Consider the following 23,042-nt stretch of genomic DNA (forward strand, 5'->3'; position numbering starts at 1 on the left):
GACACGAAATGTAACATTGATACGGACCGTTCTGACAACGCCTGTGAGCAGAACGCTCGAGGTGCCGCTAGCGGGCGACGACCGAGTTGCCCGTGCCGTTCTCCGCCTCTTCGCCGAGGATCTCCGGCGCCTCGCCGCCGTGCTCGATCGTGTTGTCGTTCCCGGTCAGGTCGAGGCGCCCGACGCTCTCGACGCGGATCGTCGAGCCGTCGCCCATCACCCCCAGGTCACCGACGGGGCCGAGGTCGGCGGTGCCGCCGTCGCCGAGCACGAACACCGTGCCGCAGCCGTCGGGCAGGCTCAGCTCGGTGGTCTCCTCCGTGAACTGCATGTAGGCGATGCCGTCGACGCACTCGTTGTCGGGCTGGCCGACGGCGGTGGGCGGCGCCTCGGGGGTCGTGGCCGCGCCGCTGGGGTCGTCGGTCGACGCGTTGGTCGTGGTGCACGCCGTGACGGCCAGCAGGAGGGCGGCGGCGGTGGCGAGGGCGGCGGGAAGGGTCTTGACGGCCATGGGGGTCTCCGGTCTGGGGTCGTTCGTGGCGGGGCGGGCCGCCGTCACGGCGACCCGCCCCGCGAGGGTACACGTCACATGTGACATTCCCCTGACCCATCTGATCTGCCTGGCCTCAGGCGGCGGCGAGCGCCGACGTCGGCGGGATGCGCGCCGCGCGCGACGCGGGCCACCACCCGCTCACGCCCCCGATCGCGACGGTCGCGACGAGCCCGCCGGCCACGGCCCAGGCCGGCACGACGACCGGCCAGCCCTGCACGAGGCCGAACCCGGCCGTGACGGCGACCCCGAGGGCGACCCCGACCGCGCCTCCCAGGCCCGACAGCAGCAGCGACTCGACCAGGAACTGGTCGCGCACGTGCCGCCGCCGGGCCCCCAGGGCGCGGCGCACGCCGATCTCGGCGCGCCGCTCGAGCACGGTGATGACCATCGTGTTCGCGACCCCGATGCCGCCGACGAGCAGCGCGACGCCGCCGATGCCGAGCAGCAGGCCGGTGAACGACTCCTCCGTCGCCTGCTGCGCCGCGAGGGCGTCCGAGGGGCGGCCCACGTCGACGGACGCCGGGTCCTCGGGCGAGATCGACGCGGCGAGCAGGTCGCGGACGGCACCGACGCGGGCCGGGTCGGCCCGGGCGAACACCTGCGTCGGGTGCCCGTCGAAGCCGAACTCCGCCGCGGCCGAGCCGCTCGGCACGAAGGCCGACGCGTCGAGCTGGGGCGCGAGCGGCAGCGGGTCGAGCACGCCGACGACGGCGACCCAGCGGCCGCCGATCCAGACCCGGGTCTCGGGCGCGACGTCGGTCACCCCGAGGGTCGCGGCGGCGGTGGCGCCGAGCACGACCTGCGGCAGCTCGCTCGCCGCGTCGCCGAACCACCGGCCCGACGCGAGGTCGGCGTGCAGCACCCCGCGGAGGTCGCCGAGGGCGACGTCGAGCGAGATCCCGCCGGAGGCGGCGGCCGGCACCCGGTCGGTCCGGTACACCTTCTGGTCGTCGACGCGCCCGACGCCGGCGACGCCCTCGACGTCGCCCCGTCGGTCGAGCGCCGAGAGGGCCGTCTCGGGCAGCGGAGCCGTCTCGCCGCGGGCGTCCGTGCCCGGTGCGGCGACGAGCAGGTTCGTGCCGAGGCCGTCGAGCACCCGGTCGAGGGCCGCCTGGCTCGACGACGAGATGCCGACGACGGCGATCATCGCGGCGATGCCGATCGCGATGCCGAGGGCCGACAGCACGACTCGCGTGGGCCGGGTGCGCAGCCCGAAGACGCCGAGGCCCAGCAGGTCGCGGGCCGAGACGTGCCCGGGCCGGGCGCGGGCCGGGCGAGGGGCCCGGGCCGGGCGCGCGCTGCGGCCCGGTCGCGGACCGGGGGCCGTGCGGGAGTCGCGCTCCGGCCCCGCTCCCGGGGCCGCCGCCCCCCTCACGAGGCGACCTCGGCGTCGACGAGGCCGTCGCGCATCGCGACCCGGCGCGGCAGCGCCGCCGCCAGCTCGCGGTCGTGGGTGATGACGACCACGGTCGTCCCCGCCGCGTTGAGCTCGCGGAGCAGCGTGACGACCGCGGCGCCGGAGACGGAGTCGAGCGCGCCGGTCGGCTCGTCGGCCAGCAGCAGCGTCGGGTCGCCGACGACCGCGCGGGCGATGGCCACGCGCTGCTTCTCGCCGCCCGAGAGCTCGTGCGGCCGGTGGTCGAGGCGGTGCCCGAGCCCGACGCGGGCCAGGGCCTCCCGGGCGCGCTCGCGACGCTGCCGTCGCGGCACGCCCGCGTAGAGCAGGCCGTCCGCGACGTTCTCCGTCGCCGTGGCCCCGGCCGCGAGGTGGAAGTGCTGGAAGACGAAGCCCACGTGCTCGGCCCGGAGGCGCGACACGGCGTCGTCGGTCATCTCGGCCACCTCGTGGCCCGCGATCCGCACCGAGCCGGAGCTCGGCCGGTCGAGCGTGCCCATCACGTTGAGCATCGTCGACTTGCCCGAGCCGCTCGGGCCGACGACGGCGAGGAGCTCGCCGCGCCGCACGACGAGGTCGACCCCGCCGAGCGCGGTCGTGTCGCCGTAGGTGCGCGTCACGGCGCGCAGCTCGAGCACGGGCGCCCCGCTCTCGCTCGACGCGCTCTCGGGCGCCCCGCTCACGGTCGCCCCGCTCACGAGGGCACCACGACCTCGTCGCCCTCGGCGAGCCCCTCGCCCGAGACCTCGACGCGCCCCTGGGCGAAGGCGCCCACGGTCACGGCCACGCGATCGACCGAGCCGTCGGCCGACCGCACCTCGACGACGTAGCCGCCGTCGCCCGCCGCCAGCAGCGAGGTCACGGGCACCGAGAGGACGTCGACCCGCCGCTCGCCCTCGACCACGAGGTCGACCGAGCCGGCGGTCGCGGCCCCCTCGGGCAGCTCGGCGTCGAGCCCGACGACGACGGTCACGCGGTCGGCACCGGCGCCGGCGCCGGAGCCCGAGCCCGACCCGGAGCCGGCACCCGACCCGCCGGCCCCGGAGCCGCCGCCGGCCCCGCCGCCGGAGCCCGCGCCTCCCCCCGGCCCCTCCACCGAGCGCACGGTGCCGGGCACGCGCGCGCCGCCCGGCAGCCCCACCTCGACCGGTGCGCCGACGGCGAATCGGCCCTCGTCGACCGGCGAGACCTCGGCCGTGACGACGAGGGTCGTGGAGGTCCAGCTCCAGGCGACCTCGCCGGCCGGGTCGCCGACGCGGCCGACGACCTCGGCGACCCGGACGTCGCCCGGCACGAACGCGATGTCCGCCGGGCCGAGGGCGCCGGTGACCTCGCGGTCGCGGTCCTCCTGCCAGGCGCGGACGGCTCGGGCCGTGCGCCGCCCGAACACGTCGTCGTCGGCCACGTCGTAGCCGAGCGCGAGCAGGGCGTCGTTGAGCTGGGCGACGTCGGCGCCCTCCGTGCCCTGCTCGAGCGTGCGCCAGAGCGGCACGGTGCCGTGCATCGACTGCACGGGCGACTCGTCGACCGCCCAGAGCACGCCGTCGAGCCCGATCACCTCGCCGTAGGAGGGCAGCCGCGTGATCGTCCCCTCGCCCGGCGCCACGAGGGGTGTCGGCGAGCCGTGCCCCAGCGTGCCGGCGATCGTGCGGGAGTCCACGAGGTCGCCGCGCACGACGGGCGCGGTGGGCAGCCCGGCGGTCGGGGAGGCGCTGCTGCCCGCCGCGTCGTCGCCGGCTCCGTCGGCCGAGCCGGTGAGGCCGCACCCGCTGAGCAGGAGGGCCCCGGCGACCGCCCCGGCCACGAGGGCCGTCGCGGCGAGGGGAGGGCGTCGCGTGCCCGCGCCCGGGCCGCCGACCCGGCGTCGGCCGGCGCGCCCCGGGTGCCCTGCCCCGCGACTCCCCCCGGTCATCGGCCGGCCCCGGCGCTGTTGGGGCCGTGCTCCTCCGAGCAGGCGAGGAAGGCCTCGTCCTGGGCCCCGCGCGCCGAGGGGTCGGTGCTCATCGACGTGCCCGACGGGAAGACCCCGTCGACGGGGTCGGCGAAGTCGGTGAAGCCCTTCTCCCGCACGCAGCGGGCCACCTCGAGGTTGGCCTCCTGCAGCGCGGCGAGGTCGTCGGCCGAGGGGGCGGGCTGGCCGCCCTGGTCGGCCGGCAGCTCGGCGCGGCAGTCGGTGAAGGCGGTCACGTACGCGTCGATGTCGACCCCCGCCGGCGGGGCGATCACCATGCCGCGGCTGAGGTCGGGGTCGTCGACGTCGAAGCCCGCGTCGCGGAGGCACGACCCGAGCTGAGCGCTGGCGCTGCTCGTGCTGCCCTGCGCTCCGGACGAGGCGCCGGCCGTCGGGTCGTCGGCCGCCGTGCTGCACGCCGCGAGCACGGGAGCGACCAGCAGCAGGGCCGCTCCGAGGAGGGCCGCCGAGGAGGCGCGGCGTCGGCGGCCGCTCCGGTCGCGCCGGCTCGTCGGGGTCGCCGTCGACCGGCGGTCGGCCGTCGTCGTGGTCGAGGTGGTGGGGGAGGTGGTCATGGCGAGGTCCTCTCGTCGGGGGTGAACGAACGGTGACCACTCCACCTGCCGGGCCGTCTCCGGAGCGTGCCGTCCGGAGTTACGTCCGCGAAACACCACTATGTGTAGGATGCATGTGACATGTCGTCATGATCTGCCCGACCCGCGGGGAGGGCGGCTCGACCGAGAGAGAGGGCGATGCCGTGCGCGTGCTGGTCGTCGACGACGAGGTGGCCCTGGCCGACCTCGTGGCTGCGGGCCTCGCCCGCCAGATGATGGCGGTCGACGTGGCCTACCGGGGCGACGACGCCGACGAGCTGCTCGCCGTCAACGACTACGACGTCGTCGTGCTCGACCGCGACCTGCCCGGCATGCACGGCGACGCCGTCGCGCGGGGCGTCGCCGAGCGCGGCAGCCCCACGCGCATCCTCATGCTCACCGCCTCCGGCGGCCTCGACGACCGCGTGCGCGGGCTCGAGCTCGGCGCCGACGACTACCTCGCGAAGCCCTTCGAGTACCCCGAGCTCGTCGCCCGGGTCCGCGCGCTCGGCCGCCGATCCGCCCCGGCTGCGCCGCCCGTGCTCCGGTCGGGCGACATCGTGCTCGACACGTCGCGGCACCACGCCACCCGGGGCGGCCTCGACCTCGGCCTCTCGACGAAGGAGCTCATGGTGCTCGAGGTGCTGCTCCGCGCCGACGGCCGCGTCGTCAGCGCAGAAGAGCTGCTCGAGAAGGCGTGGGACGCCCACGTCGACCCCTTCACCAACGCCGTCCGCGTCACGATGAGCAAGCTGCGGAAGAAGCTCGGCGACCCCGACCCCGTCCGCACGCTGCCCGGCCGGGGCTACGTCCTGTGACGGGCCGGTCAGGAGTCGCGGGTCGGCTCGCCGCCCTCGCTCCCCGTCACTGGGGCATCGGCCTGCGCACCGCCGTCACGTTCGGCGTGGTGTCGGCGCTGCTCGCCGCCCTCGTCGTGGTGCTGGTGTCGGCGACGACCACGGCCGGCATCACGGTCGGCCTGACGGCGGTCGCGGAGTCGTTCGGGCCGCCGGCCACGCCGCTCGCCCTCGGCGACGCGGCCTGCGACGAAGGACGCTGCGCGGCGACGCAGCTCGTCCAGGGCGCCGATGGGCGACCGGTCGCGGCGACGATCCGTGACGTCGTCGTCACCCAGCAGTGGCCGGCCGCCGCCCTCGGCGTCGCGCTCGCCGCCGTGGTGGCCGGGGTCGTCGGCTGGTTCGTCAGCCGCCGCCTGCTCCGGCCGCTCGACGCGGTCGTCGAGACGACCCGGCGCATCACGGCGAGCACGCTCCACGAGCGGGTGGCGCTCGCCGGCCCGCGCGACGAGGTCGCCCGGGTCGCCGACACCATCGACGGCCTGCTCGACCGCCTCGAGGCGTCGTTCGAGGCCCAGCGGCGCTTCGTCGCCGACGCCTCGCACGAGCTGCGCACGCCCCTCGCCGTGCAGCGGGCCGCGATCCAGATCGGCCTCGACGACCCGACGCCCGCCGAGCTCGAGCGGACGAAGCGGCAGCTGCTCGACGCGAACCGCCGCAGCGAGGCGCTGCTCGAGAGCCTGCTCGCGCTCGCGACGGCCGATCGCGGGCTCGCCGACGCCGGGCGCGAGGTCGCGGTGGGCGACGTGGTCGACGAGGTGGTGACCGGCCTGCTCGACCGGGCCCGCGCCTCCTCGGTGGAGGTGATCGTGGCCCGCGGCACGTTCGGACGGGTGCGGGGCGACGAGGTGCTCGTCGGGCAGCTCGTGCGCAACCTGGTCACGAACGCGGTCGAGTACAACGAGCCCGGCGGCTGGGTGCGCGTGCACGGCGGGCCGGGGGCCGTGCTCGTCGTCGAGAACACGGGGCCGGTGGTGGGCGAGGCGGAGGCGGCGACGCTCACGCGCGCCTTCGTGCGCGGTGCGGGGCCGGCCCGGGTCGGCGGCCGGGTCGGCGGCGGCGGCCAGGGCGCAGGCGCGGGCGCGGGCGACGAGCGGCACAGCGGCCTCGGGCTCGCGATCGTGGCGTCGGTCGCGGCGGCGCACGGCTGGACGCTGGCCGTCGAGCCCCGGGCCGAGGGCGGCCTGCGGGTCACGGTGGGCTGACCCCGCCGACGGCCCCGAGTGGTCACGACCTGCTGCTCCCGCCGCGACGGGGGAGCAGATCATGACCGCTCGATGGCGACCTCGACCGGGCGGCTAGCTGCGGGCGATGACCAGCTCGCTGAGCGGCAGGCGCGTGCGGGGCGCGGTCTCGCGCTCGGCGAGGGCCTCGGCCAGCTTGTCGGCCGTGTCGACGACGCCGACGGCGGTGATGGTCATCGGCTTGAGGTTCTCGGCCAGGTCGAACGCGGCGACGATCTGTTCCCACTCGACGCCGGCCATCTGGTGGGTGTGCAGGCCCTCGGCCTGCGCCTGCACGACGAGGTGCGCGACGGCCGCGCCCAGGTCGTACTCGGCGTACGAGCGCAGGTCGCCCTCGACGGTGGACGTCTCGGCGATGCCGACGATCAGGGCCGACGCGTTGACGGCCCAGGCGGCGTTGAAGCCGACGAGCGCGTGCACGATCGTGTCGAAGTGGTGGCTGCCGCGGCGGGCGACGATGAAGCGGCGGGGCTGGAAGTTGTTCGCCGACGGCGACCAGCGGGCGGCCTCGAGCAGGGCGTCGAGCTGCGCGTCGGTGACGGTCGCCTCGGGGTCGAACGAGCGGGGGCTCCAGCGCGCGTCGAGCTCGGCGACGATCGGCACGCTCGTGTCGGCGGAGCGGGTGGTGGTGGGCAGGGCGGACTCGGTGATCGACATGGCGCCGGCTTTCTCGGAGGGGCTGAGGGGAGGAGGCGCGTCGTCGGGCCCCGCGCCCCACAACGTCGTGCGCCGCCCCAGTATTTCGTGCCGAGCGTGCACCGGCTCGCTAGGCCGTCAGGCGCCGGGCGTCGGCGAGGAACGCCTCGACGTGCTCCTCGGTCGTGTCGAACGAGCACATCAGCCGCACCTCGCCCGTCGTGCGGTCCCAGTCGTAGAAGTGGTGCGCCTCGCGCAGCGGCTCGACGACGGCCGCCGGCAGGACGGCGAAGACGGCGTTGGCGTCGACGCTCTGCGTCACGGTGACGCCCGGCACGTCGGCGAGGCCGGCCGCGAGCTGCGCTGCGCGCGCGTTGGCCCCGCTCGCCGACCGCAGCCAGAGGTCGTCCTCGAACATCGCGAGGAACTGCGCCGAGACGAAGCGCATCTTCGACAGCAGCTGCGCGTCCGTCTTGCGCAGGTAGGCCAGGCCGACCCGCGACTCCTCGGCGAAGGTGACGATCGACTCGCCCAGCACGAGGCCGTTCTTCGTGCCGCCGAGCGAGACGGAGTCGACGCCGACGTCACGGGTGACCGCCCGCAACGGCACGCCGAGCGAGGCGGCGGCGTTCGCGAGGCGCGCCCCGTCGAGGTGCACGCGCATGCCGAGGGAGTGCGCGTGGTCGGTGAGGGCCCGGAGCTCGTCAGGCGTGTAGACGGTGCCGAGCTCGGTGCTCTGCGTGATCGTGACGGCCAGGGGCTGCGAGCGCTGCTGGTCGCCCCAGCCGTGGGCCTGCCGGTCGACGAGCTCGGGCGTGAGCTTGCCGTCGGGCGTCGGCACGGTCAGCAGCTTGAGGCCGCCCAGGCGCTCGGGCGCGCCGCCCTCGTCGGTGTACACGTGCGCGGAGGCGGCGCAGACGACGGCGCCCCAGCGCGGCACGAGCGCCTGCAGCGCCGCGACGTTCGCCCCGGTGCCCGTGAGCACGGGGTCGATGGTCGCGCCCTCGCCGAACTGCTCGACGACGACCTCGCCGAGCCGGCGCGTGTACGGGTCGGCCCCGTACGAGCCGACGTGCCCGCCCGCGGCGTCGACGATCGCCTGCAGCACCTCGGGGTGCGCGCCGGCGTAGTTGTCGGAGGCGAACGTGTGGGCTGCGGGGTCGTGGAGTCGCGTCACCCGTCCATCCTGCCGCCTCGCGGGAGGCGCGGTGTCAGAGCACGGGCGCCGTGCCGGTCAGCAGGCGGTCGCCGAGCTCCTGCACGGGGCGGGCCGTGTCGCCCCCGCCGGCCAGCACGGCCAGCTGCTCGGCGCTCATCGTGACGGGTGAGCTGAGCACCGCCCAGCTCACGCCCTCCGTGCACGGCGGCGTCGTGAGGCTGCCGTCGTAGCGCACGTGGTCGAGCGTGCCGGGCAGCAGGGTCGCCAGGTCGACGCGGGGGGCGTCGAGGTCGTCCGTGCGGAGGTCGTCGTCCCGATCGTCGTCGAGGTCGTCGCCGGGGCGGGGCGCGCCGCCGCGGGGGTCGATGCGGGCCCCGGTCTCCGTGGTCGCCGAGGCGCGCGAGGCGAGGTCGTCGGAGGGTCCGGCCGCCCGTGGCCGCGGCGCCTCGGCGACCACCGCCGCGACGACCGGCTCCCAGGCGGGGGAGTGGTCGCCGACCTGCACGAGCAGCCCGACCACGGCGAGCGACCCGTCGGCCGCCCGGTGCACGAAGTGGACCTCGCCGGACGCCGGGCGGCCGTCGACGACGTGCTCCGACGGCGCGTGTGCGTGGAGCTGCACGAGCTCGTGGGCCCGGCCGTCGAGGGTCGCCGTGGCGACCCCCTCCGTCTCGAGGTGCGCCCCGTGGCCGTCGTCGTCGACGTCGAGCTCGACCGGGCCCCAGGCGAGCGAGAAGGAGGGGGCGGCCGCGTCGGTCGCCGGGCCCGCCCCCGGCACGGCCCCGGCGAGGTCGACCGGCGACTGGCGCAGGCCGGTCGAGCAGGTGCTCCAGGCGCTCGACAGCGAGCCCCACCGGTCGGGCCCGGTCTCGCCGCCGTAGCTCCAGGTCGCGCTCGCGGGCGGCACGCGCACGGGGTCGAACGGGGCCTCGGCCCCGCCGCCGGGCAGCGAACAGCCCGCCAGGGCCGCGACCGCCAGCCCGGCGCCCACGGCCAGGGGCAGCCGGCGTCGTCGTCGGCCGCCGGCTCGACGGTCGACCGTCGACCGGTCGTCGTTCCGGCCGCGCGCGGAGCGGGAGGCGGAGGGGGAGGAACGGGAGGTCGAGGAGGCGCGGGGCACGTCGGATCCGATCGTCGAGCAGGTGCGGCGCACCTTGTGGAATCGGAATATCATACGTAGAGTCAGTGATGAAGAAGTTCACAGGCCCGGCCGAGAGGTCGACACGGCCCGTCCCCGCCGGCACCCGCTCCGCGCCGGTCCCCCTGACCCGCATCCGCCCCACCAGCGGCCGCCCTCCCGAGAGGTCCCTCACCATGTACTTCGCCCACGCGCCCAAGCTCGTCCTCACCGGCTCCTCCGACCTGCTCCGCCCCCTGGGCGACCGGGCCGCCGTGCTCGGAGCCGAGGTCGTCGTCGTCGACGCCGACCCCGGCCTCCCCGTGGGCGACGTCGACGGGTTCGACGTCGCCGTCGTGGGCGTCGGCGGCGTGGCCGAGGCCGCCCGCGACCTCGGGCGTGCGACCGAGGTGCTCGCGCCCGGCCTGCGGCGCGGCGCCCTGCTGATCGTCAGCTCCCCGGCCGGCCTCCGCTCGCTCGAGAGCGAGGGCCGGGCCTTCGCGGCCTCCCTCGCCGAGCGGTCCGGCCTCGACCTCGGCGACGAGTTCTCCGTCGTCGCGAAGGAGGGCGACGCGATCACGTGGCACACGGGCGAGGAGGGCGCCGAGGTCGCCCGGTACCTCGTGTCGCGCATCGCGGCCGTCCCGACGGTCTGAGCCCCTCGGGCTGAGCCCCGCGGGCGCCGGTCGGCGTCGCAGGGCTGCCGCCTGCGCGAGGATGGACGCATGGGCGGAGTGCTGATCGGGTTCGCGATCATCGGCGCGGTCATCGCGACCGGTTGGGTGGTCGGGCGCATCGACCTGCTCGGCCCCTCCGGCCACCAGGTGCTCTCGCGCCTCGTCTTCTTCGTGCTGACGCCCTGCCTGCTCTTCTCGACCATCTCGCAGGCCGACGTCCACGTCCTCTTCTCGCGCCTCCTCGTGGTGTCGGCCAGCGCCTCCCTGCTGGCGGCCGTGATCTCGGTGCTCGTCCTTCGCCTCGTGCTGCACCGCTCGGCGGCGGAGACGACCATCGGCACGATGGGCGGGGCCTACGTCAACGCCAACAACATCGGCCTGCCGGTCGCCACCTACGTGCTGGGCAGCGCGACCTTCGTGGCCCCCGTGCTGCTGTACCAGCTGCTCGTGATCACGCCGGTCGTCCTCGCGGTCATGGACACCGTCACGAACCGGGGCAGCAGCCTCGGCCGGGCGATCGTGCGGCCCCTCACCAACCCGCTCCTGATCGGCTCCGCCCTCGGCGTGCTGGTGGCCGTCACGGGCCTCGAGATCCCGGCGCCGGTGCTCGAGCCGTTCCTGCTCGTCGGCGGGGCGGCGGTGCCCGTGGTGCTGCTCTCGTTCGGGATGTCGCTCTCGGGCACGCGCCCGCTGCAGGCTCGCGAGGGGCGGCCCGACGTCGTGCTCGCCACGGTGCTCAAGCTCGGGGTGATGCCGGTCGCCGCCTGGCTGCTCGGCGACTTCGTGTTCGACCTGAGCCGCGACGAGCTCTTCGTGGCCGTGGTGCTCGCCGGCCTGCCGAGCGCGCGGAACGTGTTCACGTACGCCCAGCGCTACCAGACCGGCGTGGTCGTGGCCCGCGACACGGTGCTCGTGACGACGGTGCTGTCGGTGCCCGTCCTCGTGCTCGTCGCGGGGCTGCTGGCCTAGGTGCCGGGGCTGCGGGCCTCCGCCACCGCCTCCGCCACCGCCTCCGCCTCACGGTCGTGGCGGCGGGCGGCCGTCACCACCAGCAGCAGCAGCGCGCCGTACGAGACCGTGCCGGCCGCGACGAGCGCCGCCACCGTCTGCACGGGGGTCGCTCCGAGCGCCGCCGCGGCGCCGACGCTGCCGAGCGTCGCCACGAGCCGCGCGGCGTCCCAGCAGAGCTGACGCCCCTGCCTCTCGAGCAGCGTCAGCACCCGTCCAACCGGCACGACCGCGAGCTGCGCCGCGCACGAGACGGCGAGCAGCTGGACGTAGGGCACGGCCGGGGCCCAGGCAGCCCCGAACACCGGCCCGACGACCAGGGGGGAGGCGGCGGCCACGACCCCGGCACCGGCGACCCCCGCCGCGCCCGTCCGGAGGACGCTCGACGCGACCAGCCGCGTGAGCCCCGGGCTCCGCCGCCGGACCAGCACCCCGACGCGCCCGTCCACGTGCTGGCCGAGCACCTCGGCCAGCAGCCCGACCGGCGTCGCGACGACCCTCGAGCCCAGCGCCACGAAGCCGAGCGCCACGGGCCCGGCCGCGGCCGCCAGCACCGCGGTGGGCAGCTGCAGGCCCGCGGAGTTCAGCAGGCCGGACCAGGTCGACACGAGGGGGAAGCGGCGGTACCGCCGGGCTGCGGTCGCGACGGCCCGGCGGGTGGGCAGCGCGCTGCGGGACGCCGGGTGCGGGGTCGACGGTCGGCGGGACCTCGTGCCCGCGGAGCCGAGCAGGCCCGCCGCCCGCCCGGCCGCGAGCCCGAGCACGAGCCCCAGCGCGCCTCCGGCCGGTGCCAGCAGCACGCTCGTGGCCACCTGGCCGAGGCCCTGCGCCGCGGACCGCGCGGCCGCCGACCGCCACGCGCGTCGACGGGTGAGCAGGGCGCCCACCGTGCGCTGCGCACCGATCAGCGCCACGACGAGGGGCAGCACCCACCAGAGCTCGACGAGGGCGGGCGAGCGGAGCCACTCGGCCGCCCGGTGCCGGAGGGCGCCGCTCAGCACGGCCACGACGACCGTCACGAGCAGCGTCGACAGCCCCGCGAGGCCGACCAGTGCCCGGGCGAGCGCGTCGGATCGCGCCGCCACCACGGCGCGGTCCCAGCCGGTCGTGGCCACGGCCCCGCCGATCGCCGCCAGGCTCGTCACGAGGGCGAGCACCCCGAGGTCGGCCGGCGAGTAGAGCCGGGTGAGCAGGGGGGAGGCGGCCAGCACGGCCCCCTGGCCCACCCCGGTGCCGAGGAGCAGCACGGCGACGGGACGCCGGGCGGGAGCGCGCAGGCGGGCGACGAGGCGACGATCACGCGCGCTCATCGTGGCCCCCCGGCCCGACGGGGCGACCAGCCCGTGGGGGGCGACCAGCCCGTGCGGGGCGCGACGGCCAGCAGCACGGCGGCCGCGAAGACGCCGTGCGTGAGCATCGACGTCAACAGGGCGGTCTGTGACAGGACGATGCTCGGCATCACGACCAGCACCGCCGTGACCGGCACCGGCAGGCCCGCCGAGCACCGGTCGAGGAACCTCAGGTAGACGGCGAGGACGGCGACGGCCCCGACCACCCCGGCCCAGCCGAAGTTCGAGAAGCCGTCGGCCACGAGGTTGGCGTTCGCGGCGAGGCCCGAGCCCGGGAGGAGCTGGTCGCCCACCTCGAGCGACGGGGGCAACCGCCCGTGCCCGCCCGTCCAGGGCCCGAGGACGGAGTGCGCCAGCAGGGCGGGAGGCGCGGTCGAGTAGTGCTCGACGAACGCGGCGGAGAGGGTGCCCGGCGTGACGAGGAACCTCCTCGACAGGACGCTCGTCCAGGTGTCGCCGCCCTGCGCGGCGTCGGCCGCCGTCGCGCCCACGAGCACGGCGACCGGGGCGACCGCGAACCCGGCGGCCCGGAGCCGGTCGAGGCGCAGCAGCACGAGGGCCCCGACCAGGATGAGGGGCGTGGAGAACAGGACCATCTTGAACCCGGTCGCCGAGAAGATCAGCACCTGCCCGAGCGCCCCCGCCGCCACGAGCCACGGGCTGCGCGTCGCCACCCCGCGCACGACGAGGTAGGGGTTGACGACGTACGACTGCGGGCTGAGGAGGTAACCGAGCGGCCCCGCGTCCGCCATGGCGTCGCGGAACTCGTCGCGCACGTCGTAGATGGAGTCGAGGCTCGGCACCCGGAGGCGCAGCCCCGTCGTCACGGCCATCAGCCCGTACGTCGCGGCGGAGAACGCTCCGAGGACGACGCCCAGGGCGCCCGGCGTCAGGGGAGGGACGAGGGGGGTGCTCGGCAGCGGGCGCCGCACCGTCCACCCCACGGCGGCCCACAGCGCCCCGACGACGAGCGTGAGGGTGAGCGCCGTCCGCGTGTCGAGGTAGCCGGAGTAGTGCGGCGTCAGCATGGTCGGCACGACGGCGACGCCGAAGACGATCCAGGTGACGGCGTGGGAGGGGCGCTCGACGCGACGGGGGAGGCTCGCCGCCACCGCGGCCGCGGCGACGACCGCGAGCACGGAGACCGCGGGAGGGCCCGGCACGTAGGAGTACCCGAGATAGCCGAAGGTCGGCACGATCAGGTGCTCGAAGACGTGGCGGAGGGTGAGCGCGTAGACGACGAGGCAGCAGCCGACCGTGACGGCGTGGGCGGTCAGGCTCCGAGCCGCCGCGACCTCAGCGACGACGGGCACGGAGGGCACGGCCGCCTCGGCCGCTCACCGGGCGGGGCCGGGGCGGGTGGCGCCGCGGCGCGCCCGCACCGAGCCCGGGGCGACGGGGCCGTCGCCGACGGCCGCCCGGTCGGGGGCGCCGAGCGCGGCCCAGACGCCGAGCAGGGCGGGTTCCTCCTTCGCCCAGTCGAAGACCTCGACCGCGGCTCGTCGGGCCGCGGCGCCCTGCCGGGCCAGCTCGTCGGGGTGCTCCGCGTACCACGCGAGGGCCCGGGCGACGGCGTCCGGGTCGGTCGGGTCGACGAAGCGCACGCAGCCGTAGGGCTCGACGACCTCCCGCCAGACGGGGAAGTCGGAGCACACCACCGGGAGGCCAGCGGCGAGGTACTCGAAGAGCTTGGTCGAGAAGACCTTCTCGTAGGCCGTGCCGGGCTGCAGCACCACCACGCCGACGCGGGCGTCGAGCAGGAGGTCGCGGGCGTCTTCCGGGGAGAGCAGGCCGTGGACGGTCGCCCGCCCGGCCGCCACGGCGTCGTCGAACACCGAGAGGGCGTCGTCGGGGTAGGGCCCGCCGGCCACGTCGAGGTGCCACCCCGCGGGGAAGTCCGGGCTCGTGGCGGCGTCGGCCATCACGCGGGAGCCGCGGGCCTCGCTCACGACGCCGATGAACGCGGCGCGCGGCGCGCGGTCGGCCAGGGGCCGGAGGGCCTCCTCCTGGGCCCGCAGCCGCGGGAAGTTGTGCACCACGGTGGTCTTGTGGGCCGGGTAGTCGCGGGCCGTGATGGCCGTCGCCACGACGACGTGGTCGGAGGCCCGGCCGGCGAACCAGACGAGGAGGCGCGACAGCAGGACGAAGGGCCGGCGGAGCACCTCGGGCACGTAGTCCTTGTCGGCGGTCGCCTCGCTGATCACCTCGTGGGCGTCGAAGACGACCCGGCGGCCCGCGAGCTTCAGCACGGGGACGACGAGGAGCAGCTCGGGGTCGTGCAGGTGGACCACGCCGGCGCCGGAGCGGAGGGCGAGGAGCGCGGCCTGCGACGTCGAGAGCACGACCCTCGCTGCTCGGCGACGGCGGGGCAGCAGGACGACGTGGACGCCGGTCTCGGGCACGGTCGTCGGGCTGTCGACGGCGACCAGGAGCGTCCGGTGGTGCTTCGCCGCGGTGGCGGCCTCGCGCATGTGCACCCTGTTGTCCGTCCAGCGGTGGACGCTGCTCAGGTGGGCGACGTCGAAGGCGGGCCCTCGGCGGCCGCCGAGCAGGCGTCGCAGTGCTCGCCCGATCCCGGGTCGACGGTGCTCGGGGGCGGCGAGGGCGGGGCGGGGCGAGGTCATGCGGGCTCCTGGAGGGCATCGGCGGGGGGCGTCGGGGGGAAGAACTCGGAGGAGGTCGCCTGGCCGTGCTGCGCGGTGCCGCGCCGCCCGAGGACGACGCCCACGGTGCGCGCGAGGATCACCAGGTCGAGCCGGGTGCTCCGGGCGTCGACGTACGCGACGTCGAGCGCGAGGCGCGCGGGCCAGTCGAGGGCGTTGCGCCCGCCGACCTGGGCCAGGCCGGTCACCCCGGGGCGCACGTCGTGGCGCCGCGCCTGCTCGGCCGAGTACCGGGCGCGGTAGCGGACGGGCAGGGGGCGCGGCCCGACGAGGCTCATGTCGCCCCGCAGGACGGCGAGCAGCCCGGGCAGCTCGTCGATGCTGGTCGACCGGAGGAGGGCCCCGAGACGGGTGAGGCGCTCCGCGTCGGTCTCGTGCCCGCGCGCGGGGTCGACCTCCCTCATCGTCCGCAGCTTGGCCAGCGTGAACGGGGAGCCGTGCAGCCCGGCGCGACGCTGTCGGAAGACGACGGGCCGGCCCAGGTCGACGGCGACCGCGGCGGCGGCGACGGCCAGCAGCGGAGCGGTCGCCGTCAGCACCAGGGTCGCCACCGTGACGTCGAGGGCGCGCTTGGCCCGGTCGCGGAGGGCCGCCCGGGCGCGCCCGCCTCCCGCGCGGGAGGCGTCACGCGCGGCCACGATCACCGGCTCCCGGTCGGGCGAGGGCGGTGGCGAGCGCGGTCAGCACGTGGTCGAGGTCGTCGTCGTCGAGCGACGACCCGCTGGGGAGCGTGAGGCCCGTGGCGAAGAGCTCGTCGGCGACGCCGGAGACGCGGCTCCCGGAGGCGTGGAAGGCGCCCTGCCGGTGCAGCGGCTTCCAGAGGCGTCGCGTCTCGATGCCCTGCTCCGCGAGCGACCGGGCGACCTCCGCCGGTGCGAGGCCCGACGCCGGGTCGAGCACGACCGACGTCAGCCAGCAGTTGTCGTCGGCGTCGTCGTCGGCCGCGAACAGGTCGACGCCGGGCACGGCCCGCACGAGCTCGCGGTACGCCCGCCGCACCGACCGGCGTCGGGCGGCCATCTCGGGCAGCCGAGCGAGCTGGGCCCGGCCCAGCGCGGCGAGCACGTTGCTCAGCCGGTGGTTCCAGCCCACCTCGGCGTGCTCGTAGTGGTCGACGGGCAGGCGGGCCTGCGCGGCGAGACTGCGGGCCCGCCCGGCGATCTCGTCGTCGTCGCAGGTGACGGCGCCCCCGCCCGAGGTGGTCACGATCTTGTTGCCGTTGAACGAGATCGCGGAGGCGAGGCCGTGGGCCGCGGCGGGGCGGCCGGCGTGGCGGGCCCCCAGCGACTCCGCGGCGTCGACGACCACCGGGAGGCCGTGGCGCGCGGCGACGGCGGCGATGGCGTCGTGGTCGGCGGCTCGGCCGTAGATGTCGACCGGGAGCACGGCCGAGACCGGCACTCCCCGACGGCGGAGGTCGTCGAGGGAGCCGGCCAGCAGGGCCGGCGAGAGGTTGCCCGTGTCGCGGTCGACGTCGACGAAGAAGGGGCGGGCGCCCGCGTGGTGGATCGCGTTGGCGGTCGCGGCGAAGGTGAACGTGGAGGTCGGCACGACGGTGCCGGGGCCGACCCCGGCGACGACGAGCGCCAGGTGGAGGGCCGCCGTGCCGGACGACGTCGCCACGACGTGCGCCCGGTCGACGGTCTCGGCGAGCTCGCGCTCGAAGGCGTCGACCTCGGGGCCGAGCGGGGCGAACCAGCTGCCCTCGCCGACGCGTCGGAGCGCCTCGCGTTCGAGGGGCCCGACGTCGGGCGGTGACAGCAGGACGGTTCGGCGCACGGGGCTCCTGACGCTCGGCGGCCCGTTCGTCAGGCCGTTCGTGATGCGTCAGTGTACTACGTGACATTTCACGCGTCGACCGATCCGTCTGCCCTGGCCCGCCGAGCGTGCGGTCAGCCCGGCGCGCGCGGGGTCAGAAGATCATCGGCCGGTCGTCGTCGAGCTCCGTCTCGAGCTCGAGGTCGACCACCACGGGCACGTGGTCGCTCGGTGCGTCGCCCTTGCGCTCCTCGCGGTGGATCGCCGCCGCGGTGACGAGGTCCGCGAACGCCGGCGAGCCCATCACGAAGTCGATCCGCATGCCCTCGTCGCGCGGGAACCGGAGCTGCTTGTAGTCCCAGTACGTGTAGCCCTCCGGCACGAGGGGCCGCACCACGTCGCGGAGGCCGACCCGCTCGAACTCCGCGAAGGCCGCCCGCTCGGGCTCGCTGACGTGGGTGTGCCCCTCGAAGACCGCGACGTCCCAGACGTCGGCGTCGAGCGGCGCCACGTTCCAGTCGCCCATCAGCGCGAGGGGCAGGTCGGGGCTCTCCTCGAGCCACCCGCGGGTGCGGTCGGCGAGCTCGGCGAGCCAGTCGAGCTTGTAGGCGTAGTGCGGATCGCCGAGCTCCCGCCCGTTGGGGACGTACAGCGACCACATCCGCACGCCCTCCACCGTGACGCCGATGGCCCGCGCCTCCTTCGGCTGGTCGGGCCCTTCCTGGCCCTTCAGGAACCCGGGCTGACCGGGGAAGGTCACCTCGACGTCGTCCATGGGCAGCCGGCTCGCGAAGGCGACGCCGTTCCACTGGCTGAGGCCGTGCAGCTCCACCTCGTAGCCCGCCTCGCGGAAGGCCTCGTAGGGGAACTGCTCCGGCTTGCACTTGATCTCCTGCAGGCCGACGACGTCGACGTCCTCGCGGACGAGCCAGTCGACCACCCGCCCGGCTCGGGCGCGGACGGAGTTGACGTTCCAGGTGGCGACACGCATGCGCCCACGCTAGCGCCGGGCGTGCCGATCGGCGCGGGAGGCCCCGGGGAGGCGCGGTGGCGGACCGCGGTCCAGACCGGTCCGGTCGCCGCTCTCAGCAGAACAAAAGATTTCACGTGACGGCGGGGCGGTCGCCCGCTACAACGGTGACATGACAGCACAGGAGCGACAGGTGTCGCCGGGGCCCGCCGGGACGGTCGACGAGAGGCTCGCCCGGGTCGCGCAGGGGGTGGTGCGGGTCCAGGACTTCTTCTGGCCGCCCCTCCCGCTGGAGGTGCTGGAGGCGTCCACCTCCCGGTGGCTGCGCTCGCGTGACGCCGGCGGCCGCCCCGGCTGCGGCGACGACGGCGCGGACGAGGGGGGTGCGCCGTGCCCGTCCCGCTGACGCCCCGGCGGATCCCGAAGCGCGACGACGCCGCCGGCCGGGCCTGCGGCGAGCTGCGAGACGCCCTGCTCTCCGGCGCCCTCCGTCCCGGCGAGCGGATCGACCTGGGCGCCGTCGCGCACTGGCTCGACATGTCGCGGACCCCGGTCGACCACGCCATCACGAGGCTGTGCACGGACGGTCTCGTGACCGTCGAGCCCTACCGGGGCACCTTCGTCCGGCCCGGCGACCCGGAGCGGTTCGAGGCCACGGCGCAGGTGCTCGACATCGTCCACGACGCCGTGCTCGCGACGGTGGGGGCCGCCCCGGCCCCCGCCGAGCGGGAGTGCCTCCTCGAGCTGACGGCGGCCGCCGCGTCCGCCGCGGCCGACGAGGCGCCCGAGCGCCACGACCGGTGGCTCCTCTTCATGGCCGACCTCGCCGGCCGGGTCGGCAACGACGTCCTCGCCTGCGAGGAGGCCCGGCTCCGGATGCTCGTGCAGCACGCCCGGGTGGGGGCCCCGCCCGAGGTGCTGACGGAGCACGCGAGGCGTCGCGTCGAGTCCCTGCGGGCCCGGGGCGCCGGGTGGCTCGGCGGAGCACGGCTCGACGAGGACGGAGCACCACTCCTATACTGACACATCACATCCAGGATCCCGGGCTATCATCGCCGGACCGATCCCGGAGGTCCGATGTCCCGCACGAGCCAGACGTCGGCGTCGTCGACCCCGCCCGGCGCGCCGTCGCCGAGGTCGTCCCTCCGCGACCACGTCGCGGCGGCGCTCTGCTCGGCGGTGCTGGTCGTCAGCGGCGTCAAGGGCAGCCCGGCGCTCGCGGCGGTGCCGGTCGACCTCACGGTCGTCGCCGCCGCCGCGGCGGGGGTCGGGGCGGCGCTCCACCTCGCGCCCCGCCTCGAGGTCGTCCGGGTGCCCCCGGGGGCCGTCCTCCTCGTCGTCGCGCTCCTGCCCGGGGCGCTCGTCGAGGTGCCGCAGGGCTACCAGGGCGCCAAGCTGGCCGGGATGGCCCTGACCCTCGTCGTCGTGGCCGCCAGCGTGGTGCTGCTCTCGACCCGTCGGCGGCGGAGGCTCTGGCTCGCCTGGACGGCGGGGTGGGGGCTCGTGACGGTGGCGGCCCTGCAGGTGCTCCCGCGCGACGCGTCGCAGTGGGGGCGGGCCGCGCTCGAGGGGTCGAACACCATCGCGGCGGGTCGGGCGACCGCCACCGCGGCGCTGATCCTCGGGGCCGTGCTCGTGCTGCCCGGCCGGCGACCCCGCCTGCGGCTCCTCGCCGGCGCGGTCGTGGCCGCGCTCGCCGGCGTGGAGACCGGCTCCCGGGGCCCCGTGCTCGCCGCGGCCCTCGCCCTGGTCGTCGTCGCGCTCGTCGTGCGGGAGGGGCGCCGGCGCCGGGTCGCGGGGCTCGCCGCCGCCCTGGTCGCGGCCGGCGTCGGCGTCGTCGTCAGCGACTCCCCGGGCGCCGACCGGCTGGGGCTCGTGCTGACGGGCGAGGTGACCGGAGCCGAGGGGCGGCTCCCTCTCTGGCGGGCAGCGTTCCGGGCGCTCCGGGACGGGGGCCCGGGCGGCACCGGGTGGGGCGGCTTCGTCACGGTGCTCGGGGAGTCCGAGGCGGTCCCCGGCTCCGGCGACCGTCAGTACGCCCACAACCTCGTGCTCGAGGCGTTCGTCGAGGGCGGCTGGCCGGCCGGCGCGGCGGTGCTCACGGTCGTCGTCGCCTCCCTCGTGCGGCTGCTGCACCGCGCACGGCGCGGCGCGGAGGGAGGCGGCGTCGACGGGGTGGCCGTCGTCCTGCTCGGGGTCGCGGTGGCGGCGGTGCTCAACGCGTCGGTCTCCGGAGACCTCGCGGGCAACCGTCTCGCCTGGGTCGCCCTGGCGCTCGCCTGGTCAGGGCCTCCGGGCGGGCGGCCGGATCCGCGCCGCCGAGGGTCGACGACCGCCGGGCGCGCTCGGAGCCGCCTGCTCTACGCTGGTCAACCGTGACCGACGCACGCACGCAGCTCATCCAGTTCATCGGCTCCGAGGCCGTCTTCCACGGCGACTTCACGCTCACGAGCGGCAAGAAGGCGTCGTACTACATCGACCTCCGGAAGGTGAGCCTCGACCACCGCGTCGCGCCCCTGATCGGCCGGGTCATGGTCGACCTGATCGACGAGGTCCCCGACGTCTTCGCCGTCGGCGGCCTCACGATGGGCGCCGACCCGATCGCCGCCGCCGTGCTGCACCAGGGCGTGGCCCTGGGCAAGGACTACGACGCCTTCGTCGTCCGCAAGGAGCCCAAGGACCACGGCCGTGGTCGGCAGGTCGAGGGCCCCGACCTGGCGGGCAAGCGCGTGGTCGTGCTCGAGGACACCTCGACGACCGGCGGCTCGCCCCTCACCGCGGCCCGGGCCCTCGAGGCGGTCGGGGCCGAGATCGCGGCCGTCGCCGTCGTCGTCGACCGGAGCACCGGAGCCCGTGAGGTGATCGAGGCGGCCGGCTACCCCTACTACGCGGCCATCGGCTTGGCCGACCTGGGGCTGGAGCCGTGACCGACGACCGGCCCGGGCGCGACGAGGCGCCCGAGCCCGACGACGCCAGCGACTGGCTCGCGGCCCAGTTCGACGGCGAGGGCGTGCCGACCGACGAGGAGCTCCCGCCGGAGGGCGGCACCTCGACCGAAGGGGGCGACGAGCCCGACCTGCCCGATCTGCCTGACGAGCCCGTCGTGAGCCCCGAGCCCGACGCGGCGACGACCGCGCTCTCGTTCTCCTCCCAGGCCGACGCCGCCCCGACCGAGGCGCCCCGCGCCCCGCTCGCCGTCCCGCCGCCGCCCGCGGCCGGCGACGACGTCCCGCGGAGCGGCGGCCACCCCCTGGCGCTCGACCTGGGCGCCCTGGCCGGCACCGTCCCCCCCGCGACGCCCTCCGGGCCCGTCTCCGGGAGCGAGCCCGGCGGGAAGCACGAGCCCCAGCCCGAGCCCCAGCCCGAGTCCACGCCGCAGCCCGAGCCCGGCCACGACGGAGCCGCCGAGGTCCCCGGCCCGTTCACCGCCCTGCTCGCGGCGGCCCCGGCTGCGGGCTCCGCGCCTCCCGCGTCCTTCGACTGGGAGGCCCTGCCGCCCGCCTCGGCGCCCGCCGGCGAGGCCCCCGAGGAGTCGCGGGTCGAGACCGACCTGCCGACGCGCGCCCTCGAGGTGCCCGCGGCCCCGGTCCCGGGGGCAGCGGATGAGGCGACGCCCGAGCCCGAGCCCGAGCCCGAGCCGGAGCCCGAGCCCCGGACCGAGCCGGACCCCTCTCCCGACGTCGCGCCGCCGGCGGAGTTCGTGGCGGTGTCGCCCGCCGAGCCTCAGCCGGTGCAGGACGCCGCGGGCTCGACCGCTCCCTGGTGGGTGGAGGAGCACCACGAGATGACCCGCCGCGAGCGTCGCCTCGCCGAGGCGGCGGGCGTGGCCGTGCCTCCGGCGCAGCCGCTCTCGTCACCGCCCGCGCCGCTGCTCGACGGCGACGGCGCCCCCGCCGTCGCTCCGGCTGTGCAGCCGTCCGCGTCGGCGTCGGCGCCGGTCGTCGAGCCCTCGTTCACCCAGATCCTCGGCATCGTGCCGCTGGCGGGCCGGGCCGCCGACCGTGACCCGTCCGGCGACCCGGACGCCCTCGACGACGTCCCCGGTGAGGTCGAGTCCGACGCGGGCCGTGACGATCCGGTCGTCGAGGACGTCCCCCTCGAGGTCGACCGTCTCGACGCCGAGACGCTCGGCACGCCCGGCGCCGACGACGCGGTGACGAGGTCGTGGTCGCTGGGCGGCGACGACGCCGAGCGCGACGAGGCGACGCCGACCGACCTCGGGGGCGCGGCCCCTGTCGCGCCTCCCGGCGCCGCCGCCTCCGGGTTCCCGGAGCCCTACCGCCCGCCCGCGGTGCCGTCCGCTCCCGCCGAGCCCGTCGAGCGCGCGCGCACCGCGCCTCCCGAGGCCGCGGGCGAGCTCCCCGGCCTCTCGTTCGGGGCAGGGGCAGGGGCAGGCGCTGACGGCCCGGCCCGCGCCTCCTCGGCCTGGGTGCCGCCCACGGCGGCCGGGGCTCCCGACGAGCGCCGCGGCGGGGCGCGGCCCGCCGGCCGGCTCGCCGCGCTCACCGGGTCGCCGCGCAGTCGGCTCGTGCTCTTCGTCGTCGGCGCCGCGGTCGTCGTCGTCCTCGCGCTCGTCGCCCTCTTCTTCCTCGGCCGCTCCCTGTTCTCCGGCGACTCGGCCTCCGCCGACCCCGCGGCGACCAGCGAGCCCGCCTCGGCGCCGACCACGGTGACGGCCGCCCCGGCCCCCGTCGAGGAGTCCGCCGCCGCCACCGGGCCGCTCGCGGCGGGCAGCCACCCCTGGAGCGACCTGCAGGGCGGAGAGTGCTTCTCGTCGTTCGAGAACGCGTGGCAGCAGGACTACGACGTGGTGGACTGCGCGGCACCGCACGTCGCCCAGCTGGCGTCGCAGGGCGCACTGCCCGGTGACGCCGGGGCGCCCTGGCCGGGCTCGGAGACCCTGCAGAACCAGATGTCGGTGCTGTGCACGTCGCCCGAGGCCCTCGACCTCACGGCCGCCGGGGCGTACCGCGACGTCCAGTTCGTCGCGAGCTGGCCGGTCACGGCCGCCGACTGGGACGCGGGCGACCGCACCTACTCGTGCTTCGTGACGCGCTCGAGCGGCGAGCCCTTCACCACGAGCCTCGCGCCGACGGCGGGCTGACGCCCGA

The 23,042-nt window shown here is 76.6% G+C and carries 23 protein-coding genes; 9 read left to right on the forward strand and 14 right to left on the reverse strand.

What is annotated here, in order from left to right; genetic code table 11:
- Window positions 1-67 precede the first annotated feature (67 nt).
- The 5 genes from FHR77_RS14895 to FHR77_RS14915 form a co-directional block, all read right to left on the reverse strand.
- Complete coding sequence (locus FHR77_RS14895) at window positions 68-511, reverse strand: DUF3060 domain-containing protein (protein WP_167261592.1); 444 nt, start codon at window positions 509-511, stop codon at window positions 68-70.
- Between the two features lie 115 nt (window positions 512-626).
- A complete protein-coding gene (locus tag FHR77_RS14900; protein WP_167261594.1) occupies window positions 627-1,928 on the reverse strand; it encodes an FtsX-like permease family protein in 1,302 nt (433 codons plus the stop codon).
- On the reverse strand, window positions 1,925-2,632 hold the full coding sequence (locus FHR77_RS14905; protein ID WP_341777407.1) for an ABC transporter ATP-binding protein: 708 nt from the start codon (window positions 2,630-2,632) through the stop codon (window positions 1,925-1,927). The genes FHR77_RS14900 and FHR77_RS14905 overlap by 4 nt, the downstream gene beginning before the upstream one ends.
- Window positions 2,633-2,643: 11 nt before the next feature.
- Window positions 2,644-3,861, reverse strand: a complete 1,218-nt coding sequence (locus FHR77_RS14910; RefSeq protein WP_167261596.1) for a peptidoglycan-binding protein — start codon at window positions 3,859-3,861, stop codon at window positions 2,644-2,646.
- Window positions 3,858-4,475 carry a hypothetical protein gene (locus FHR77_RS14915; protein ID WP_167261598.1) on the reverse strand — a complete coding sequence of 206 codons (618 nt, stop codon included), beginning with the start codon at window positions 4,473-4,475 and terminating at the stop codon, window positions 3,858-3,860. Before FHR77_RS14915 ends, FHR77_RS14910 begins: the two co-directional genes overlap by 4 nt.
- Before the next feature lie 182 nt (window positions 4,476-4,657).
- Here FHR77_RS14915 and FHR77_RS14920 point away from each other — a divergent pair, with 182 nt between their 5' ends.
- Both FHR77_RS14920 and FHR77_RS14925 read left to right on the forward strand, forming a co-directional pair.
- The gene (locus FHR77_RS14920; protein ID WP_056056153.1) at window positions 4,658-5,311 is read left to right on the forward strand and encodes a response regulator transcription factor; all 654 of its coding nucleotides are present in this window, start codon (window positions 4,658-4,660) and stop codon (window positions 5,309-5,311) included.
- The gene (locus FHR77_RS14925; RefSeq protein WP_167261600.1) at window positions 5,308-6,555 is read left to right on the forward strand and encodes an ATP-binding protein; all 1,248 of its coding nucleotides are present in this window, start codon (window positions 5,308-5,310) and stop codon (window positions 6,553-6,555) included. The genes FHR77_RS14920 and FHR77_RS14925 overlap by 4 nt, the downstream gene beginning before the upstream one ends.
- Before the next feature lie 93 nt (window positions 6,556-6,648).
- On the opposite strand, the gene FHR77_RS14930 is transcribed toward FHR77_RS14925, so the two are convergent.
- The 3 genes from FHR77_RS14930 to FHR77_RS15675 form a co-directional block, all read right to left on the reverse strand.
- A complete protein-coding gene (locus tag FHR77_RS14930) occupies window positions 6,649-7,251 on the reverse strand; it encodes a nitroreductase family protein (RefSeq protein WP_167261602.1) in 603 nt (200 codons plus the stop codon).
- Window positions 7,252-7,360: 109 nt separating this feature from the next.
- On the reverse strand, window positions 7,361-8,407 hold the full coding sequence (locus FHR77_RS14935; RefSeq protein WP_167261604.1) for a beta-eliminating lyase-related protein: 1,047 nt from the start codon (window positions 8,405-8,407) through the stop codon (window positions 7,361-7,363).
- Between the two features lie 34 nt (window positions 8,408-8,441).
- Complete coding sequence (locus tag FHR77_RS15675; protein ID WP_208381075.1) at window positions 8,442-9,563, reverse strand: carbonic anhydrase; 1,122 nt, start codon at window positions 9,561-9,563, stop codon at window positions 8,442-8,444.
- A gap of 14 nt (window positions 9,564-9,577) precedes the next feature.
- Here FHR77_RS15675 and FHR77_RS14945 point away from each other — a divergent pair, with 14 nt between their 5' ends.
- Window positions 9,578-10,162 carry a hypothetical protein gene (locus FHR77_RS14945; RefSeq protein WP_167261606.1) on the forward strand — a complete coding sequence of 195 codons (585 nt, stop codon included), beginning with the start codon at window positions 9,578-9,580 and terminating at the stop codon, window positions 10,160-10,162.
- 69 nt (window positions 10,163-10,231) lie between these two features.
- Window positions 10,232-11,152, forward strand: a complete 921-nt coding sequence (locus tag FHR77_RS14950) for an AEC family transporter (protein WP_167261608.1) — start codon at window positions 10,232-10,234, stop codon at window positions 11,150-11,152.
- On the opposite strand, the gene FHR77_RS14955 is transcribed toward FHR77_RS14950, so the two are convergent.
- From FHR77_RS14955 to FHR77_RS14980, 6 genes are all read right to left on the reverse strand, one after another.
- The gene (locus tag FHR77_RS14955) at window positions 11,149-12,501 is read right to left on the reverse strand and encodes a lipopolysaccharide biosynthesis protein (RefSeq protein ID WP_167261611.1); all 1,353 of its coding nucleotides are present in this window, start codon (window positions 12,499-12,501) and stop codon (window positions 11,149-11,151) included. The two genes, FHR77_RS14950 and FHR77_RS14955, sit on opposite strands and share 4 nt — an antisense overlap.
- On the reverse strand, window positions 12,498-13,862 hold the full coding sequence (locus FHR77_RS14960) for a hypothetical protein (protein ID WP_167261613.1): 1,365 nt from the start codon (window positions 13,860-13,862) through the stop codon (window positions 12,498-12,500). The genes FHR77_RS14955 and FHR77_RS14960 overlap by 4 nt, the downstream gene beginning before the upstream one ends.
- A gap of 15 nt (window positions 13,863-13,877) precedes the next feature.
- On the reverse strand, window positions 13,878-15,164 hold the full coding sequence (locus FHR77_RS14965) for a glycosyltransferase (RefSeq protein WP_167261615.1): 1,287 nt from the start codon (window positions 15,162-15,164) through the stop codon (window positions 13,878-13,880).
- Entirely contained in the window at window positions 15,161-15,841 is a 681-nt protein-coding gene (locus tag FHR77_RS14970; protein ID WP_167261617.1) for a sugar transferase, read from the reverse strand. Before FHR77_RS14970 ends, FHR77_RS14965 begins: the two co-directional genes overlap by 4 nt.
- A complete protein-coding gene (locus FHR77_RS14975; protein WP_167261619.1) occupies window positions 15,828-16,982 on the reverse strand; it encodes an aminotransferase class I/II-fold pyridoxal phosphate-dependent enzyme in 1,155 nt (384 codons plus the stop codon). The genes FHR77_RS14970 and FHR77_RS14975 overlap by 14 nt, the downstream gene beginning before the upstream one ends.
- A gap of 133 nt (window positions 16,983-17,115) precedes the next feature.
- The gene (locus FHR77_RS14980) at window positions 17,116-17,952 is read right to left on the reverse strand and encodes an exodeoxyribonuclease III (RefSeq protein ID WP_056056065.1); all 837 of its coding nucleotides are present in this window, start codon (window positions 17,950-17,952) and stop codon (window positions 17,116-17,118) included.
- A gap of 151 nt (window positions 17,953-18,103) precedes the next feature.
- Here FHR77_RS14980 and FHR77_RS14985 point away from each other — a divergent pair, with 151 nt between their 5' ends.
- The 5 genes from FHR77_RS14985 to FHR77_RS16720 are packed head-to-tail and all read left to right on the forward strand — an operon-like array spanning window position 18,104 to window position 23,035.
- Complete coding sequence (locus FHR77_RS14985) at window positions 18,104-18,337, forward strand: hypothetical protein (RefSeq protein WP_167261621.1); 234 nt, start codon at window positions 18,104-18,106, stop codon at window positions 18,335-18,337.
- Window positions 18,322-18,954, forward strand: a complete 633-nt coding sequence (locus tag FHR77_RS14990; RefSeq protein ID WP_167261623.1) for a GntR family transcriptional regulator — start codon at window positions 18,322-18,324, stop codon at window positions 18,952-18,954. Before FHR77_RS14985 ends, FHR77_RS14990 begins: the two co-directional genes overlap by 16 nt.
- A 54-nt stretch (window positions 18,955-19,008) precedes the next feature.
- A complete protein-coding gene (locus FHR77_RS14995; protein ID WP_167261625.1) occupies window positions 19,009-20,310 on the forward strand; it encodes an O-antigen ligase family protein in 1,302 nt (433 codons plus the stop codon).
- Entirely contained in the window at window positions 20,307-20,858 is a 552-nt protein-coding gene (gene pyrE / locus FHR77_RS15000) for an orotate phosphoribosyltransferase (protein ID WP_167261627.1), read from the forward strand. The genes FHR77_RS14995 and pyrE overlap by 4 nt, the downstream gene beginning before the upstream one ends.
- Window positions 20,855-23,035, forward strand: coding sequence for a septum formation family protein (locus FHR77_RS16720; protein WP_167261629.1), 2,181 nt, complete (start codon window positions 20,855-20,857; stop codon window positions 23,033-23,035). The genes pyrE and FHR77_RS16720 overlap by 4 nt, the downstream gene beginning before the upstream one ends.
- Window positions 23,036-23,042: the final 7 nt, after the last annotated feature.

Origin of the sequence: Frigoribacterium endophyticum (assembly GCF_011759585.1) — a bacterium.
GTDB classification, from domain to species: domain Bacteria; phylum Actinomycetota; class Actinomycetes; order Actinomycetales; family Microbacteriaceae; genus Frigoribacterium; species Frigoribacterium endophyticum.